Raw genomic sequence first — 14,332 nt, forward strand, 5'->3', positions numbered from 1 at the left:
TAAGCTGACGGACAATGAAGACCATCGTCGTCGTGATGGGGGTGTCGGGATCCGGCAAGAGCACTGTCGCCAGCCTACTGGCCGAACGGCTGGGTTGCGCGTTCCAGGACGGCGACGATCTCCACCCGCGAGAGAATGTCGAGAAGATGAGCCGCGGGACGCCGCTCACCGATGCCGACCGGCTCCCCTGGCTGCAGGCGATCGCGCGCCACATCGACGGCTGGCGGGAGAGGGGTGAGGCGGGCGTCGTCACCTGCTCGGCGCTGAAACGCCTCTACCGCGATATCGTCGTGGGCGAACGGCGCGACGTCGCGCTGATCTATCTCAAGGGCTCTCAGGCGCTGATCCACGGCCGGCTCGCCGCGCGCACGTCTCACTTCATGCCGCTCGGTCTGCTCGACAGCCAGTTTGCGACCCTGCAGGAGCCCGCCGAGGACGAGCGGCCGATCGTCGTCGACATCGGGCCGGAGCCATCGCAAATCGTCCGTGAGATCGCGCGCAGGCTGGCGGAGAGATGCTGAGGATCATCGGCAAGGCAAGCTCGATCAACGTGCGCAAGGTCCTGTGGGCCTGCGACGAGATCGGTATTGCCTACGTGCGCACCGACGACGGTCCCGAGATGAAGCAGAATCCCAACGGGCTCGTGCCGGTCATCGCCGATGGCGATTTCGTCCTGTGGGAGAGCAACACGATCCTGCGTTATCTCGCGCATAAATGGGCCGCGCGGGCACTGCTGCCGGAAGAGCCGCGGCGGCGTGCCGAGGTCGAGCGCTGGATCGACTGGCAGGCGACCGAATTCAACACGGCATGGCGCTACGCCTTCTCCGCCATCGTGCGGCGCAATCCGGCATTTCACGATGCGGCGCAGATCGAGGCTTCGCGCCGCGAGTGGAACCGCATGGCGGGCATCGTGGAGACGCAGCTCGAGGCGACGGGCGGCTACATCGCCGGACGGGCTTTCAGCCTTGCCGACATTCCCATCGGGCTTTCGATCCATCGCTGGATTGTGACGCCGATGGACAAGCCGTCTCTGCCGCATGTCGATGCCTACTACCAAAGGCTGGCATCGCGGCCCGGTTTCCTCAAACATGGGCGCAACGGGATTCCCTGAGGGAGGAAACATTGAAGACGATGATGCGGCGCGCCGTGTGTGCGCTGGCTCTGGCTGCCGTCGCAGCACCGGCGTTTGCGCAGGACTATCCCACCAAACCGATCAAGCTCGTCGTCCCCTACGCGCCGGGCGGCGGGGCGGATTCGGTGGCGCGCATCGTGGCCAAGAAGGTCTCGGAGAATACCGGCCAGGCGATCGTGATCGAGAACAAGGGCGGCGCGGGCTCGATCGTCGGCACCGATCTCGTCGCCAAGGCGGAGCCCGATGGCTATACGCTGCTGCTCGGCCAGTCGGGCCCGATCTCGATCAATCCGGCCGTCTACAAGTCGCTGCCCTACGATCCGGTGAAGGACTTCGCGCCCGTCACCATGACGACGGCCTATCCCTACATCCTGGTCGTCAATTCCGAGTCGCCCGCCAAGACCGTGCAGGAGTTCGTGGCGCTGGCCAAGAGCAAGCCCGGTACGATGAACTACGGCTCGACCGGCGTCGGCGCCGCCAACCATCTCGTCGCCGAGCTGTTCGCGAGCAAGGCAGGCCTGAAGATGACGCACGTGCCCTATCGCGGCACAGCGCTGGCCGTGGGCGATCTCGTGGCTGGCACGTTGAACGTCGTGTTCGGGGACCCGATTAGCGTCCTGCCGCACATCAAGTCGGGCAAGCTGCGGGCGCTGGCCGTCACCAGCCTCGAACGCTCGCCGGTCGCGCCCGAGGTGCCCACGATCGCCGAAAGCGGCTACCCCGGCTTCGAGGCGCTGGCCTGGCACGGCATCCTGGCGCCGGCCAAGACGTCGCCGGCCGTCGTGAAGAAGTTGAACGCCGAGATCGTCAAGGCCCTGGCCGACCCGGCAACGAAGGAGTTGCTGGTCAACCAGGCGATGCAGACCGTGGGCAACTCGCCGGAAGCCTTCGCGGCCTTCATCCAGAAGGACATCGCGACCTGGAAGGCGGTCGCGGCGGCCGCCAACGTCACCGTCGAGTAGGCACCGCGAGCCGCAGCAGGTTGGACACGTCCTCGCTGCGGTCGAGCGCCCAGACGGCATCGATCAGCGGCTGGATGTCGTGGGCGGGCTCCCAGCGCCGCGCCTCGTCGCGCAGCTTGGCCTCGATCTCGGCGTCCTTCAGCGGGTTCGAGGAACTGCCGCGCGCGGCGTGGGTCGACAGGGCATGCTTCTTGCCGTCGACCGTCCATATGTCCATCTCGGCGGCGATGGTCGCGATGCGGTCGTCGGCCGAGCATTCGAACCTGGCCCTCATTGCTTTGATGGCGGGATCGGCGACGCAGGCATCGGTCAACTGGTCGAGGCCCGCCTTGCCGAGCACGAGGGCCGCCGCCACGCAGTGCTGCAGGCTGACCTGCGCCTCGCGGCCGGTGGCGATGTCGGCCCGGTCGGTCCGTTGCAGGAGCAGGGGATTGCCGCGTACGGCGATGCGCTCTACCGCCAGTTCCGGATGGGCACGCCGCCAGTCGAGGGCGAGATCGAGCAGGGGATGGATCACGAAGCCCGCGGCGTAGGGTTTGATCGAGTTGTTGGTGACCTGCCAGTCCTTGCCCAGCCCGTCGAGCAGGGCCGCCCAGTTCGGCGGCTCGCCCATGGCGGCGAGGAAGCCCTGTGCGCCGGCGATCGGCTCGGGCGGGCCGGCAAAGCCCTTCTCTGCCAGAAGGGCGGCGAAGAGCCCGTTGCGGGCGGCATTGCCGACGCTGACGCTCTTGGCCGGCCAGCCGAGGCACTCGCAGAGACCGGCGGACTGCGTCGCCGCGCTGCCGAGCGCCCACACCGTGCGCTCGGCGTCGAGGCCCAGCAGCTTGGCCGCGCCGGCCGCCGAGCCGAAGACGCCGCAGGTCGAGGTGATATGCCAGCCCCTGGGATAGTGACCGGGCGAGACGGCGCCGCCGACGCGGCATTCGATCTCGAAGCCCAGCGCGAAGGCCAGCAACAGCTCGGGACCCGTTACCTGGCGGATCTCGGACAGGGCCAGCAGCGCGGGCGCCAGGGGCGAGGTCGGATGCACCACGGTCGGCAGGTGGGTGTCGCAATAATCGAAGACGTTGGCGCCGGCGGCGTTGAGGAACGCGGCCGTCAGCGGATCGATGCGCTCGGGCCGGCCGACGATGGTCGCCTGGCGGCCACCGGAGAACTCGCCCAGCGTCTGCAGGGCCAGGTCGACCGGCTGCGTGCGGCACCCCGCGATCGCCACGGCGAAGAAGTTCATCAGGGCGCGCTTGGCCTCGTGGCGGGCCGGCCCGGGCAGGTTGTCCCACCGGGTGTCGACGACGAAGCGGGCGAGTTCCTGGGTTACGCCTTGTCTCGGAAGCATGGGTACTCTTTCGAAGAGGAGAGAAACGTCTACTCGCGGACCGGATTGCCTTCGAGCTTGAGCGGCGCATCGGCCCCCGGCCTGATGCCCTCGTCGAGCCGCAGGCAGCCGGCGTTCAGCCCGTCGCCAGGCTTCTTGTCCACCGGGGCGATGAACAGCGCGGTCACCTTGATGTCGCCCACGGCGAGCCGTGCCTCGCTCAGCCACCGCGTGGCGCGGATCGAGGCGCCGGCCTTGTCGAGCAGGACCCAGCCGCACATCACGGTTCGCTCGCCGGATGGATCGATGCGGACATGGGCGGTGTCGTTGCCCTTGAAGCTGCCCGCCGCACTCGTCACCTGCCATTCGAACGGTACGGCGCGGTAGAGCTTTGCGTCGTCGGCCGAGACGTCGATGGTGCCGACATAGTCGGCCTTCGCCAGCGACGGATCGCGGATCCAGCCCTGCGACGCCGCGATTCCGTAGAGGACGAGGGCGGCCGCCAGCAACAGAATCGCCCAACGCGGAATGCCGGTCATGGCCGGGCCCGATCAGGCTAAGATCGGCGAGAGGCCGCCGTCGACCACCAGCGTATGGCCGGTGATGTAGGAGCCGGCATCCGACGCCAGCAGCAGAAGCGCACCGCGCAGATCCTCCTGCTTGCCCCAGCGTGCCACGGCGGTGCGGCTTTCGAGCATGGCGTTGAAGTCCTCGTTCTGCTGGAGCGGCACGTTGAGCTCCGTGCGGATGTAGCCGGGCGCGATCGCGTTCGCCGTGACGTGCGGCCCGAATTCCGCCGCCAGGTTCTTGGTGAGCCCGATCAGCCCGTGCTTGGCGGAAACGTAGCCCGCGACCGAGGCGCGGCCGACGATTCCCAGGACAGAGGAGATGTTGACGATCCGGCCGTACTGGCGTGTCAGCATGTGGCGGCCGACCTCGCGGGACACGACGAACTGCGAGATCAGGTTGGTCTCGATCACCTTGCGGAAGTCCGCGGTCGCGGTATCGACGATGTCCTGCCGGTGGATGATGCCGGCATTGTTCACCAGCACGTCGATGCGACGATGCCTGGAAACGATGCCGCGGACCTTGGCCACGACGTCCGCCTCGTCGGTGATGTCGAGCGGGACGACCTGCGCCTTGCCGCGCTTGCGGGTGACGGCGCGCGCCGTCACCTCGAGCTCTTTCACGCTGCGGCCGGCGCAGAGTACCGTGGCGCCAGCGCCCGCGAGGGCCAGTGCCATGTCGCGGCCCAGCCCGCGCGACGCGCCGGTGAGCAACACCACGCGATTCCTCATCGAAAACAGTTCGGCCATGTTCCCGCCCGCTCGCTGCTTTGCGTTGGAGGGCGATCCTAGCCTATGAAAGGTGCCGCAGATATCGGGAGAAACGACATGGCGAAATCGAACAAGGTGGCGATCGTGACGGGGTCGGCGACCGGATTGGGCGCCTCGTGCGCGCTCGACCTGGCGGAGCGCGGCTGGAACGTCGCGATCAACTATACCAAGAGCAAGAAAGAGGCAGACGAGACCTACGAGGCGGTCAAGGCCAAGGGCGTCGAGGCGATCCTCGTGCAGGCCGACATGGGCCAGGACGCCGACTGCCGGAAGCTGGCGGACGAGACCATGAAGAAGTGGGGCCGCATCGACGGTCTCATCAACAACGCCGGTACCACCAAGTTCCAGAACCAGGGCGATCTCGACGGCGTCACGCCGGAAGACTTCGATCGCATCCTGCGGGTCAACGTCACCGGCCCCTACATGATGAGCCGGGCCGTCTTCCCGATGATGAAGAAGCAGTGGGAGGCCGACCAGGTCCGCGGCTCGATCGTAAACATCTCCTCGATCGCCGGCGTGATGGGCGTCGGCAGCTCGATCCCCTACGCCTGCTCCAAGGGTGCGCTCAACACGCTGACGCTGACCCTGGCACGCTGGCTGTCGCCGGCGGTGCGCGTCAACACGGTATGCCCGGGCTTCATCCAGACGCGCTGGCTGCTGGGCGGGATGGGCGAGGAGAACTACAACAAGATGAAGATGGGCCAGGAGCAGAACACGCCCCTGCGCCAGGCCGGCACGCCCGAGCAGATGGCCGAGGCGGTGCTTTTCTTCCTGACCAGCGCCAGCAACATTACCGGCGAATTCCTGATCGTGGATGCCGGTATGCATCTCGCCAGCCTCCCGATGAAGGCGCGCTGAGGCCCACACAGCACGAACTGGTCGTGAAGACGCGGCGCAACAGAAGAGATTTTTCTTTCGGATAACCTCTCTTCATGGAGCGCCGCACATCTTCTCGATGGCGCAGGAAGGCGGCGAGACCAAGATCATCCGTACATCTTCGGAGGTCCTGGACCATGACGCTGCAAGAACAACTCGACGTCTTCTCGAACCTGTCGAGCGTTGTCGCCGACATGAACTATCTGGCGCCGATGACGGAGCGGCCGCGCAACTACACGTTCGATCCGGCGCCAGGCGTGCCGCGCAGCAATATCGAAAACGAGGTACGTGCCGTCGCAATTCACGATGCGCGACCCGTCGCCGGTTCGGTGTCGCTCGATGCCAACGGCTTCGCGCTCGTCGAGCACCGCAGTGCCGTAAGGGACTTCTTCGACGATGAGGAGGTCCGGCGCGTCTACTATCCCGAGGTCGAACGCCTGGTACGCGAGGCGACCGGCGCGGATCGCGTACACATCTTCGACCACACGACCCGCCGCCGCGTTCCCGATGTCGAGGCGCAGGCGGACGCACCGCGCCAGCCGGTGCGTCGCGTCCATATCGACCATACGGCGCGCTCGGGTCCGCAGCGGGTGCGCGATCTGCTGCCTGACGAGGCCGACGAATTGCTGAAGGGGCGGGTGCAGGTCGTCAACCTGTGGCGCCCCATCAAGGGACCGCTGCTCGATTCGCCGCTCGCCGTCTGCGATGCGACCACCATCTCATTCGACGATCTGGTGCCGTCGGACCTCGTTTACCCGCACCGCGTCGGCGAGACCTACTCGGTGAAGTTCAATCCCGCGCACCGCTGGTACTACGTGCCCAGGATGCGCACCGACGAGGCGTTGCTGCTCAAGTGCTGCGATACGTCGGTGGGGGTACCGGCACGCTACACGCCGCACAGCGCCTTCACGGATCCCACGGCACCCGCCGATGCGCCGCCACGCGAGAGCATCGAGGTCAGGACGCTGGTGTTCCACCGGTCCTAGCGACCAACGTCGCTGCGGACAGACATCGTTCCGTGCGCGATGCCGGAATGGCGTTACGGGATCTCGTGGCCGCGGCCGATGTTGCGGACGACTTCCTTGAGGTGCGGCTTCACTTCGAGGAGCGCCTTGCGGTAGGCGACCAGCCCCCGCAGCATCGCGCCATCGCGCTTCAGCAGCGTGTCGGCGAACTCGACCATGCGGGTGTTGGGCCAACCGTGCTTGCGTAGGTCCAGCAGCTTCAGGAAGGCCTCTTCCTCGTTTCCCGGCGCGAACTGCGTCATCAGGATTGCCGCCGCCGCGGTCGAGCGCGAGATGCCGGCGTGGCAATGGACGAGGACGTGGCAGTCGGGCCGGGCATGCACCCGTTCGCCGAAGGCCAGGACCTTCTCGATGTGCGCCGGCGTGCAGGCCTCGAAGCCCGGATATTCGGCCACCACGTCGTCGAAGCGGATCAGTTCGTGGTCGATGCCCGAATACCCGTCCAGCGCCGGCGGGCGCGGCTCGTGGGTGTCGATGATCGACAGGACGTGGCTGACGCCGACGGCGCAGTGTTGCGGCAGTTCGGGAATGCCGCAGATCGTGACCTTGAAGGGGGGGAGTGCCATGGCGGAACCCTACAACAAGCCACGCGCCATGTGCAGTCCAAGGCCCAGCAGTCCGATCAGGAACACGCGGCGGAACATCTCGGGTGACAGGGCGTCGCGCGATTTTTGGCCCAGCCAGACGCCGATCGACGTTGGCACGATGGCCGCCAGGCCGCCGATCGTGTTGGCGGTGTCGAAGGCGCCCTGGCGGAAGAGGGCGAAGGTGAGTGCCCCGATCAGGAAGATGAACAGGATGCCCAGCGCCTGGACGAGGTCGTCCTTGTTGATGTCGAGCGACTGCATGTAGGGCAGGAACGGCACGGCGGCGATGCCGGTGATGCCGGCCACGGCGCCGCTGGCGATTCCCATCAGCGGGTTCATCCAGCGTTCGGTCTGCCGCGACACGCGGGGGCGCCATGCCAGCAGGGCGATGGTCGAATAGACCACCAGCATGACGCCGAGCCAGGCGGAGGCCTGCGCCGACCCGAGCTTGCCCAGGGTCGCGGCGACCACGACCAGGGCGATCGTGGCGGTGAGCGCGAGCGTCCAGAAGCGGCGGAACAGGCGCAACAGTCCCCGGCCGTAGATTGCCTGCCAGACGTTCGTGGTGAGGGTCGGAATGGCCATGATGGCGAGGGCGTCGTCGAGCGGGACGGCCAGGGTCATGATCCCGACGGCGATGGGCGGCAAGCCGATCCCGATGGCTCCCTTGGCGATGCCGGCGACGATGAAGGCGGCGGCGACGACAAGGATCTGGAACTCGGTCATCGACCCAGGACGCCTTTCGTCAGGCGGTCGAAGGCTTCCCAGAACAGCGCGCGGATCTCGTCCGTCTCCATCATGATCTCGTGGCGGGCATGGCCGATCGTGAAGTGTTCGCCATGCTTCAGCCGCGCGACGAGGGGGCCGTGGCTGCGCGGGTCGATCAAGCGGTCCTCGCCGGCGGTGATGAGCAGGACGGGAATGTTGATGCGCTCGAGATAGCCCGGCGCCTGGACGGCGGTCATCGAGCGGACCGCCTGGCGGGACCAGCCCAGGGTCGGGCCGCCCAGGGACAGGCGGGGATCGGCCGTGAACCAGTCCTCGGTGAAGCGGTAGCGCCGCTCGTCGTGGGTGACGAAGTTGGAGGCGAACTCCCGGGCCAGCAGCACGAAGGGCCCGGTGCCGAACAGGTAGCGTTCCTCGACCGAGGGGACCTCCGGCATGATCATCAGGACCGAACGCAGCATGGCCTCGCGGCGCAGGGCCGTCATGGGCGAGACGAACAGTGCCGCCGAAAACGGACCCGAGCCGCCCTCGGCCATCTCCCGCATCGCGATATGGCTGCCCATCGAATGACAGAGCGCCACGACCGGGCGCGGGGCATTTGGTGTAACGATTGTATCCAGGAACAGGCGGAGGTCGGCCATGTAGGTCGAGAAATGGTCGATGTGACCCTTGCCGCGATCGGCCAGCGGGCGATCAGAAAGCCCCTGTCCCCGCCAGTCGAAGGCGGCCACGGCGAAGCCGCGGTCTAGAAGCTCGCCGACCACCTCGGTGGCGTACTTCTCGATGAACTCACCGCGCCCTGTCAGGACGACCACGGTACCGCGGGGAACCGCAAGCGCGTTCCACCAGGCATACCGAAGCGGCACGCCGTTGCGCTCGAGGAAGCCGTAACGGTCAGCCGGGCGGTAGGTTGCGACAAGAGAGGGGGGAACCCCCCGAGGTGCCGCAGCTTGATCCTGTTCGGTCATCGTTTGTGGCGTTTTGGCGAAGGATGCGCGTCAAGGCCAGCAGAGAATTGGGCATTTAGGCCATCATCGCGCGCGGTCTCTTTACCGTACCCGGAGCCGCAGGGTATAGAGCCTCCTGTCGCCTCACCGACGGAGAAGGGTCTCCGGCGAGGAAATCGGGCGCAAGGAAACCTCGAAGAGGTCCGCCGCACTGCGTGGTAGTCGGCTCGTCGGTTGGAGTCGATCCGGCACGGTCCTTGCGTTGACGATTGTCGTCCGCAGGAGACTTGCGACCGCGATCCCGAGCGAGCGTTCACCACCGGCGGATTGCCGGAGCAATCGTCTCTTCATGATGCGTCGGGGCTTGGTTCTTATCATTGTCGTCGCAGCCACTCTGGTGGGCTGGCGACTGCTGGATAGCCGCATCTCGGCGGCCGATCTCGAAGGCCCGCTACACGGTGTGACCTACGCACCGTGGGCCAAGGATCAGGACCCCCTCGAGGGCAAGGCGAGTGGCCTCTGGAGCTTCCTGCGCACTGCCGTCAACGAATCCCCCACGCCGCAGATCAAGCCGCGCAAGGAGCAGATGGAACGCGACTTCGCGATGCTCGCCGGCAAGGTCAACTATGTCCGTACCTACCGCACGACCGACGGCGGAGATTCGATGCCGGCGCTGGCGGCAAAGTACGGTCTGAAGCTGGTCCCCGGCGCCTGGATCTACAGCCCCAACGAAGCCAAGCTGCAGTTCGGCCGCGAATCGAGCGAGGTAAATGCCGAAGAAACCGGCGCGCTGATCCGCATGGCCAACCAGAATCCGAGCATCGAGCGCATTCTGGTGGGCAACGAGAACATTCTCCGCTGGGATGGCGAGAAGGACGTCCGCGATCCCAACGCGACCAGTCCGGCCCAGCTCATCCGCGAGATCCGCAACGTCAAGCGCAACGTCAAGGTGCCGGTCAGCACCGCCGAGCCGTGGCACGTCTGGATCAACTATCCGGAGCTCGCGCGCGAGGTCGACTATCTCGCGGTCCATATCCTGCCGTACTGGGACGAGAAGTCGAGTTCGACGCCGCTCGAGTACGTGAAGGAGAAGATCGGCCTGCTGCGCAAGCAGTATCCGAACAAGAACATCGTCGTGACCGAGGTCGGCTGGCCGTCGAACGGCGCGGCGCGCCGCAGTCCGGGCAGCGGAGTCGTGAAGTACGCCACGCCGGCAGAGCAGGCCAAGAACGTCCGCGACATGGTGGCCTGGTTGCGCTCCCAGAACATCGACACCTTCGTCGTCGAGGCCGTGGACCAGCCGTGGAAGTCCTACGACCTGGAAGGCAAGGCGGGCGGCTACTGGGGACTGTGGAACGCCGACCGGCAGCAGAAATTCGCCTGGACGGGCTCGATCGAGACCTTTCCGCAGTGGCTGTCCTGCGCGGCCTGGTCGCTCGCGGCGGCGCTGCCGCTGATGCTGCTCTTCCTGTGGCGCTGGCCGCGGCTCGGCATGGCGGGGCAGGTGGGCTTCTGTGCCCTCGTGGCGCTCTCCGCGAGCGCGGTGGCCTATGGCGGCTCGGTGGCGGCCGGGACCTACATGCTGACGTCCGAGAAGATCGGCTGGGGCGTGCTGGCCTTCTTCCTTGTCTCCAGCCTCGGCATGGCGCTGGTGCAGGCGCTTGAGATGGCGGAGACGATCTGGCGCGGCCGCTGGACGCGCGAGGCGCTGCCTGCCGCCGAGATGATCGCGCGCCAGCCGGCCGATCGTGACTGGCCCAAGGTGTCGCTGCATCTGGCGATCTGCAACGAGCCGCCCGCGATGGTCATGCAGACCCTCGATTCGCTGGCCGGGCTCGACTACCCCAACTTCGAAGTCATCGTCATCGACAACAACACCAAGGATCCCGCGGTGTGGCGGCCGGTGCAGGATTACTGCGCCCAGCTCGGCGAGCGCTTCAAGTTCTTCCACTTCGACGTCATGAAGGGCTTCAAGGCCGGGGCGCTGAACTACGTTCTCAGCCAGACCGCGCCCGACGCCAAGGTGATCGGCGTCATCGACAGCGACTACATGGTTCGCCCGGACTGGCTGAAGGCGCTCGTGCCGTATTTCGACGACGCCAAGATCAGCTACGTGCAGGCGCCGCAGGACCACCGTGACTGGCGCGGCGACCGGTTCAAGGAAATGCTGAACTGGGAGTATGCCGGCTTCTTCGATATCGGCATGTGCCTGCGCAACGAATACGATGCCATCATCCAGCACGGCACGATGACCCTGGTGCGCCGGTCCTGCATGGAGGAGATGGGTGGCTGGGCCACCTGGTGCATCACCGAGGATACCGAACTCGGGCTCCGCCTGATGGAGAATGGCTACGGCGCCATGTACAGCCGCGAGCGGTTCGGCCATGGCCTGACCCCTGATCATTTCTCCGGCTACAAGAAGCAGCGCTTCCGCTGGGCCTACGGCGCCATGCAGATCATGAAGGCGCATGCCGGCAAGATGTTCTTCGGCGATACCAAGCTGACGTTCTGGCAGAAGTACCATTTCGTGGCAGGCTGGCTGCCCTGGTTCGCCGATGCGCTGAACCTGATCTTCACCTGGGCAGGTCTCGCCTGGGTGGCGGCCGTCGTCCTGCCGCCGCTGTTCGGCATGAAGCCGGTCGGCCTGCCCCCGGCCGAGTTCATTGCGCCGACCATCGGAATCTTCGTCTTCAAGCTGCTCTACTCGTTCGGTCTCTACTTCGACCGCGTGCGCTGTACCTTCCGGCAGAGCATCGGCGCTTCGCTGGCCGGTCTCGCCCTCACCTATACGGTAGGCCGGGCGGTGATCTACGGCCTGGCGACCAGCCGCCTGCCGTTCATGCGGACGCCGAAGATGGACGAGCGGGCGACGCTCGGAATGGCGCTCGGCATGGCGCGTGGCGAGGCGATCCTGGCCGTCCTGCTGTGGATATCGGCTGCGGTCCTGTGGTTTGGTAACGGCGTCGTCGACCCCGAGGCGCGGCTGTGGGCGGTGTTCATGATCGTGCAGTCGCTGCCCTTCGCGGCTGCGGTGTACGTCTCCATGGTCAACGCGCTGGAGCAGATGCGGCACGCCGAACTGGTGTTCGAGGCGACCGCGCCGACGGGTACCTCCTCACCAGCCATGCAACCCGCGCAATAGGGAGGGGCCGCTTTTCCCTGTCGAGTTGGGAGAGCGTCTGTTAGCGTTTGCACATGCCCCCGATCGAGTCACGAACCGGCCTCGACTCGCGCGCCGGGACAGCCCTTTTCCTGAAGCGCTGGCTGCGCAATCCCTTCTCGATGGGCGCGGTCGTGCCGAGCGGACGCCTGCTGGCCCAGGCGATGGCGCGCGCGACCTTCGCGGCCATGCGCGGGCGCGACGGCCACGTGATCGAGTTGGGTGCCGGCACGGGTGAGGTCACGAAGGCGCTGCTGGCCGCGGGTATCCCGGCCCACCGGCTGGCGCTGGTCGAGCGCGAGCCGGAGCTTGCGGCTTTCCTGCGCTCGCATTTCGACGGTCCCCGCATCGTCGAAGGCGATGCCGCCCGCCTGCAGGCCCTGCTGCAGGAGCAGGGGGTCGCCTCCGTGTCCGCCGTCGTATCGAGCCTGCCCCTCCTGTCGTTGCCGGCCGAGGTCGTCCGCGGCATCGTGCATGGGGTGTTCGAGGCGCTGCCCTGCGGGGGAGCGCTGGTGCAGTTCACCTATGGACCCACGCAGCCGGTGCCACGCGCCCTGTCACAGGAACTGGGCCTGGTCGGGACCCGCGGGCCGCGCATCTGGCGCAACGTGCCGCCGGCCGTGGTGTGGACCTTCCGCAAACCCGCCGGCGCGTGAAGTCCGTTCCGCTCGATCAGGCGTTGCGCGCCGAGGTCGCGGCCCGTCTCGGCCGCTTCGATTTGCGCCGCCAGGCCGATCCAGGAACCCTGAAGCGCGCGGCGGTGGCCATCGTCATCGCCGAAGCGGACGAGCCGGGCGAGGCCGCCTTCCTGCTGACCAAGCGGACGCCGAAACTGCGGGCCCATGGCGGCCAGTGGGCGCTGCCTGGCGGCCGCGTCGATCCCGGTGAAACGATCGAGCAGACGGCGCTTCGCGAGCTGCACGAGGAGCTGGGCGTGCTCGCCTCCACCGACGACATCCTGGGCACGCTCGACGACTACCCCACGCGGTCGGGCTATCTGATCGCGCCTGTGGTCGTATGGGCGCCGGGCGTCACCCTGACCCCCAATCCCGCGGAGGTCGCGGGCGCCTACCGCATCGCCTGCAACGAACTGTTTCGCGACGGCTCGCCAGAGATCGTGGCGATCGAGGAATCCGATCGGCCGATCATCCGGCTGCCGCTGCCAGTCGCCACGGTGAATGCGCCGACGGCAGCGCTCCTGTTCCAGTTTCGCGAGGTCGCCTTGGCCGGCCGCGACACGCGCGTCGACCACTATGAGCAGCCGGTCTTCGCCTGGCGCTAGGCCTGGAGGGTGGCGGTACGCCGTTTCAGGAATACCGAAGTTTCCTGCTCCATCACAGCCTCTCCGCGCTGGTTGACCGTCACCTGACGGATCCGGACGATCCCGCGGTCGGGGCGCGAGGTCGAGGCGCGCAGCTCGACGAGGTCGGTGACGACGTGCAGCGTGTCCCCGGGGCGAACGGGGCGGGCGAACTGGACTTCGCCGATGCCGGGCGAGCCCAGGCAACAGGCGCGGAAGACGCCGAGATCGAGCCACAGGCGCAAGGTCACGCTCATCGTGTGGAGGCCCGAGGCGATCAGGCCACCGAAGGTCCACTTGGCGGAGAACTCGGCGTCGATATGGAATGGCTGCGGATCCCACTGTCGGGCGAAGTCGACGATGGCAGCCTCTGTCAGTGTCATGCCGCCGCTCACGAAGCGTTCGCCAACCTTGAAGTCCTCGTAGAATCGATCCGTCAAAGGACGAGCTCCATGTAAACGGTGCCTGGCACCGGGCTGGGGTAGTAGGGGGTGATCTCGGTGAAGCCCATCGTTCGATAGAGCTTGATGGCGGCCTCCATTTTCGGGCCGATTGTGTCCAGCCTGAGACGTCGATGTCCGCTGGCCCGGGCCACCTCGACGATGCGGTGGGCGAGGGTGCGCCCGATGGATGAGCCGTCGTCCATGCGCTGCGTGCGGAAGCTCGGACTGACATAGAGTCGCTTCATTTCGCCGATTCCGGGTTCGAGCTGGCGCAGCGCCACGGTGCCGGCGGCCTCGCCATCGACCCGCGCCAGCAACAGGGCACCGCCGGGCGGTGCATACTTGGCCGCGAGATCGGCCAGTTCGGCCTCGAAGCCCTGGTAGTCGAGCGAGAATCCGAGCGTGCCTGCATACTCGCGGACCAGCCCGGCGATCGCCTCGAAGTCGGCGGCATTTCGTGCGGGACCGATCTCTATCTTGCCTGTCATGGCGGCCATTTTCCGAAGCCTGTGCTAACCTGTC

Annotated in this window: 16 protein-coding genes; 8 read left to right on the forward strand and 8 right to left on the reverse strand. The window is 66.8% G+C overall.

Going from position 1 to position 14,332, the window contains the following annotated elements; translation table 11 throughout:
* Positions 1–14: 14 nt before the first annotated feature.
* Genes LJ725_RS19305 through LJ725_RS19315 form a run of 3 tightly spaced genes read left to right on the forward strand, consistent with a single transcriptional unit; the run spans position 15 to position 2,094 of the window.
* A complete protein-coding gene (locus tag LJ725_RS19305; protein WP_230552299.1) occupies positions 15–521 on the forward strand; it encodes a gluconokinase in 507 nt (168 codons plus the stop codon).
* On the forward strand, positions 515–1,111 hold the full coding sequence (locus LJ725_RS19310; RefSeq protein ID WP_230552300.1) for a glutathione S-transferase family protein: 597 nt from the start codon (positions 515–517) through the stop codon (positions 1,109–1,111). Before LJ725_RS19305 ends, LJ725_RS19310 begins: the two co-directional genes overlap by 7 nt.
* Positions 1,112–1,131: 20 nt before the next feature.
* Complete coding sequence (locus tag LJ725_RS19315; RefSeq protein WP_230552412.1) at positions 1,132–2,094, forward strand: Bug family tripartite tricarboxylate transporter substrate binding protein; 963 nt, start codon at positions 1,132–1,134, stop codon at positions 2,092–2,094.
* On the opposite strand, the gene LJ725_RS19320 is transcribed toward LJ725_RS19315, so the two are convergent.
* The 3 genes from LJ725_RS19320 to LJ725_RS19330 are packed head-to-tail and all read right to left on the reverse strand — an operon-like array spanning position 2,081 to position 4,725.
* Positions 2,081–3,430, reverse strand: coding sequence for an MmgE/PrpD family protein (locus LJ725_RS19320; RefSeq protein ID WP_230552301.1), 1,350 nt, complete (start codon positions 3,428–3,430; stop codon positions 2,081–2,083). The two genes, LJ725_RS19315 and LJ725_RS19320, sit on opposite strands and share 14 nt — an antisense overlap.
* Positions 3,431–3,459: 29 nt before the next feature.
* Entirely contained in the window at positions 3,460–3,948 is a 489-nt protein-coding gene (locus tag LJ725_RS19325; RefSeq protein ID WP_230552303.1) for a hypothetical protein, read from the reverse strand.
* Between the two features lie 12 nt (positions 3,949–3,960).
* Entirely contained in the window at positions 3,961–4,725 is a 765-nt protein-coding gene (locus tag LJ725_RS19330; protein WP_230552305.1) for an SDR family NAD(P)-dependent oxidoreductase, read from the reverse strand.
* A 78-nt stretch (positions 4,726–4,803) separates the two neighbouring features.
* Here LJ725_RS19330 and LJ725_RS19335 point away from each other — a divergent pair, with 78 nt between their 5' ends.
* Both LJ725_RS19335 and LJ725_RS19340 read left to right on the forward strand, forming a co-directional pair.
* A complete protein-coding gene (locus LJ725_RS19335; protein WP_230552307.1) occupies positions 4,804–5,604 on the forward strand; it encodes an SDR family NAD(P)-dependent oxidoreductase in 801 nt (266 codons plus the stop codon).
* A gap of 155 nt (positions 5,605–5,759) precedes the next feature.
* A complete protein-coding gene (locus tag LJ725_RS19340) occupies positions 5,760–6,608 on the forward strand; it encodes a CmcJ/NvfI family oxidoreductase (protein WP_230552308.1) in 849 nt (282 codons plus the stop codon).
* 53 nt (positions 6,609–6,661) lie between these two features.
* On the opposite strand, the gene LJ725_RS19345 is transcribed toward LJ725_RS19340, so the two are convergent.
* The 3 genes from LJ725_RS19345 to LJ725_RS19355 are packed head-to-tail and all read right to left on the reverse strand — an operon-like array spanning position 6,662 to position 8,826.
* On the reverse strand, positions 6,662–7,213 hold the full coding sequence (locus tag LJ725_RS19345; RefSeq protein WP_230552310.1) for a tyrosine phosphatase family protein: 552 nt from the start codon (positions 7,211–7,213) through the stop codon (positions 6,662–6,664).
* 9 nt (positions 7,214–7,222) lie between these two features.
* On the reverse strand, positions 7,223–7,960 hold the full coding sequence (locus tag LJ725_RS19350; protein WP_230552313.1) for a sulfite exporter TauE/SafE family protein: 738 nt from the start codon (positions 7,958–7,960) through the stop codon (positions 7,223–7,225).
* Positions 7,957–8,826 carry an alpha/beta fold hydrolase gene (locus LJ725_RS19355; protein ID WP_230552314.1) on the reverse strand — a complete coding sequence of 290 codons (870 nt, stop codon included), beginning with the start codon at positions 8,824–8,826 and terminating at the stop codon, positions 7,957–7,959. Before LJ725_RS19355 ends, LJ725_RS19350 begins: the two co-directional genes overlap by 4 nt.
* Positions 8,827–9,271: 445 nt before the next feature.
* On the opposite strand from LJ725_RS19355, the gene LJ725_RS19360 reads away from it, so the two are divergent.
* Genes LJ725_RS19360 through LJ725_RS19370 form a run of 3 tightly spaced genes read left to right on the forward strand, consistent with a single transcriptional unit; the run spans position 9,272 to position 13,349 of the window.
* Entirely contained in the window at positions 9,272–12,049 is a 2,778-nt protein-coding gene (locus tag LJ725_RS19360; RefSeq protein ID WP_230552322.1) for a glycosyltransferase, read from the forward strand.
* Between the two features lie 53 nt (positions 12,050–12,102).
* Positions 12,103–12,723 carry a class I SAM-dependent methyltransferase gene (locus tag LJ725_RS19365; RefSeq protein ID WP_230552324.1) on the forward strand — a complete coding sequence of 207 codons (621 nt, stop codon included), beginning with the start codon at positions 12,103–12,105 and terminating at the stop codon, positions 12,721–12,723.
* A complete protein-coding gene (locus LJ725_RS19370) occupies positions 12,720–13,349 on the forward strand; it encodes an NUDIX hydrolase (protein WP_230552326.1) in 630 nt (209 codons plus the stop codon). The genes LJ725_RS19365 and LJ725_RS19370 overlap by 4 nt, the downstream gene beginning before the upstream one ends.
* On the opposite strand, the gene LJ725_RS19375 is transcribed toward LJ725_RS19370, so the two are convergent.
* Together LJ725_RS19375 and LJ725_RS19380 are read right to left on the reverse strand one after the other, a co-directional pair.
* Positions 13,346–13,807, reverse strand: a complete 462-nt coding sequence (locus LJ725_RS19375) for a MaoC family dehydratase (RefSeq protein ID WP_230552328.1) — start codon at positions 13,805–13,807, stop codon at positions 13,346–13,348. The two genes, LJ725_RS19370 and LJ725_RS19375, sit on opposite strands and share 4 nt — an antisense overlap.
* Positions 13,804–14,298: a GNAT family N-acetyltransferase gene (locus LJ725_RS19380; protein WP_230552330.1), complete on the reverse strand. Its 495-nt coding sequence runs from the start codon at positions 14,296–14,298 to the stop codon at positions 13,804–13,806. Before LJ725_RS19380 ends, LJ725_RS19375 begins: the two co-directional genes overlap by 4 nt.
* Positions 14,299–14,332 lie beyond the last annotated feature (34 nt).

It is taken from the genome of Reyranella aquatilis, from assembly GCF_020880995.1.
GTDB classification, from domain to species: Bacteria; Pseudomonadota; Alphaproteobacteria; order Reyranellales; family Reyranellaceae; genus Reyranella; species Reyranella aquatilis.

What these genes read in the sequence shown, in the direction of transcription:
- LJ725_RS19335 (WP_230552307.1), top strand. Translation starts at nt 4,804, where the DNA reads ATGGCGAAATCGAACAAGGTGGCGATCGTGACGGGGTCGGCGACCGGA.
- LJ725_RS19365 (WP_230552324.1), top strand. Translation starts at nt 12,103, where the DNA reads ATGCCCCCGATCGAGTCACGAACCGGCCTCGACTCGCGCGCCGGGACA.
- LJ725_RS19320 (WP_230552301.1), bottom strand. Translation starts at nt 3,430, where the DNA reads ATGCTTCCGAGACAAGGCGTAACCCAGGAACTCGCCCGCTTCGTCGTC.
- LJ725_RS19345 (WP_230552310.1), bottom strand. Translation starts at nt 7,213, where the DNA reads ATGGCACTCCCCCCCTTCAAGGTCACGATCTGCGGCATTCCCGAACTG.
- LJ725_RS19350 (WP_230552313.1), bottom strand. Translation starts at nt 7,960, where the DNA reads ATGACCGAGTTCCAGATCCTTGTCGTCGCCGCCGCCTTCATCGTCGCC.
- LJ725_RS19325 (WP_230552303.1), bottom strand. Translation starts at nt 3,948, where the DNA reads ATGACCGGCATTCCGCGTTGGGCGATTCTGTTGCTGGCGGCCGCCCTC.
- LJ725_RS19380 (WP_230552330.1), bottom strand. Translation starts at nt 14,298, where the DNA reads ATGACAGGCAAGATAGAGATCGGTCCCGCACGAAATGCCGCCGACTTC.
- LJ725_RS19310 (WP_230552300.1), top strand. Translation starts at nt 515, where the DNA reads ATGCTGAGGATCATCGGCAAGGCAAGCTCGATCAACGTGCGCAAGGTC.
- LJ725_RS19305 (WP_230552299.1), top strand. Translation starts at nt 15, where the DNA reads ATGAAGACCATCGTCGTCGTGATGGGGGTGTCGGGATCCGGCAAGAGC.
- LJ725_RS19340 (WP_230552308.1), top strand. Translation starts at nt 5,760, where the DNA reads ATGACGCTGCAAGAACAACTCGACGTCTTCTCGAACCTGTCGAGCGTT.
- LJ725_RS19315 (WP_230552412.1), top strand. Translation starts at nt 1,132, where the DNA reads ATGATGCGGCGCGCCGTGTGTGCGCTGGCTCTGGCTGCCGTCGCAGCA.
- LJ725_RS19330 (WP_230552305.1), bottom strand. Translation starts at nt 4,725, where the DNA reads ATGGCCGAACTGTTTTCGATGAGGAATCGCGTGGTGTTGCTCACCGGC.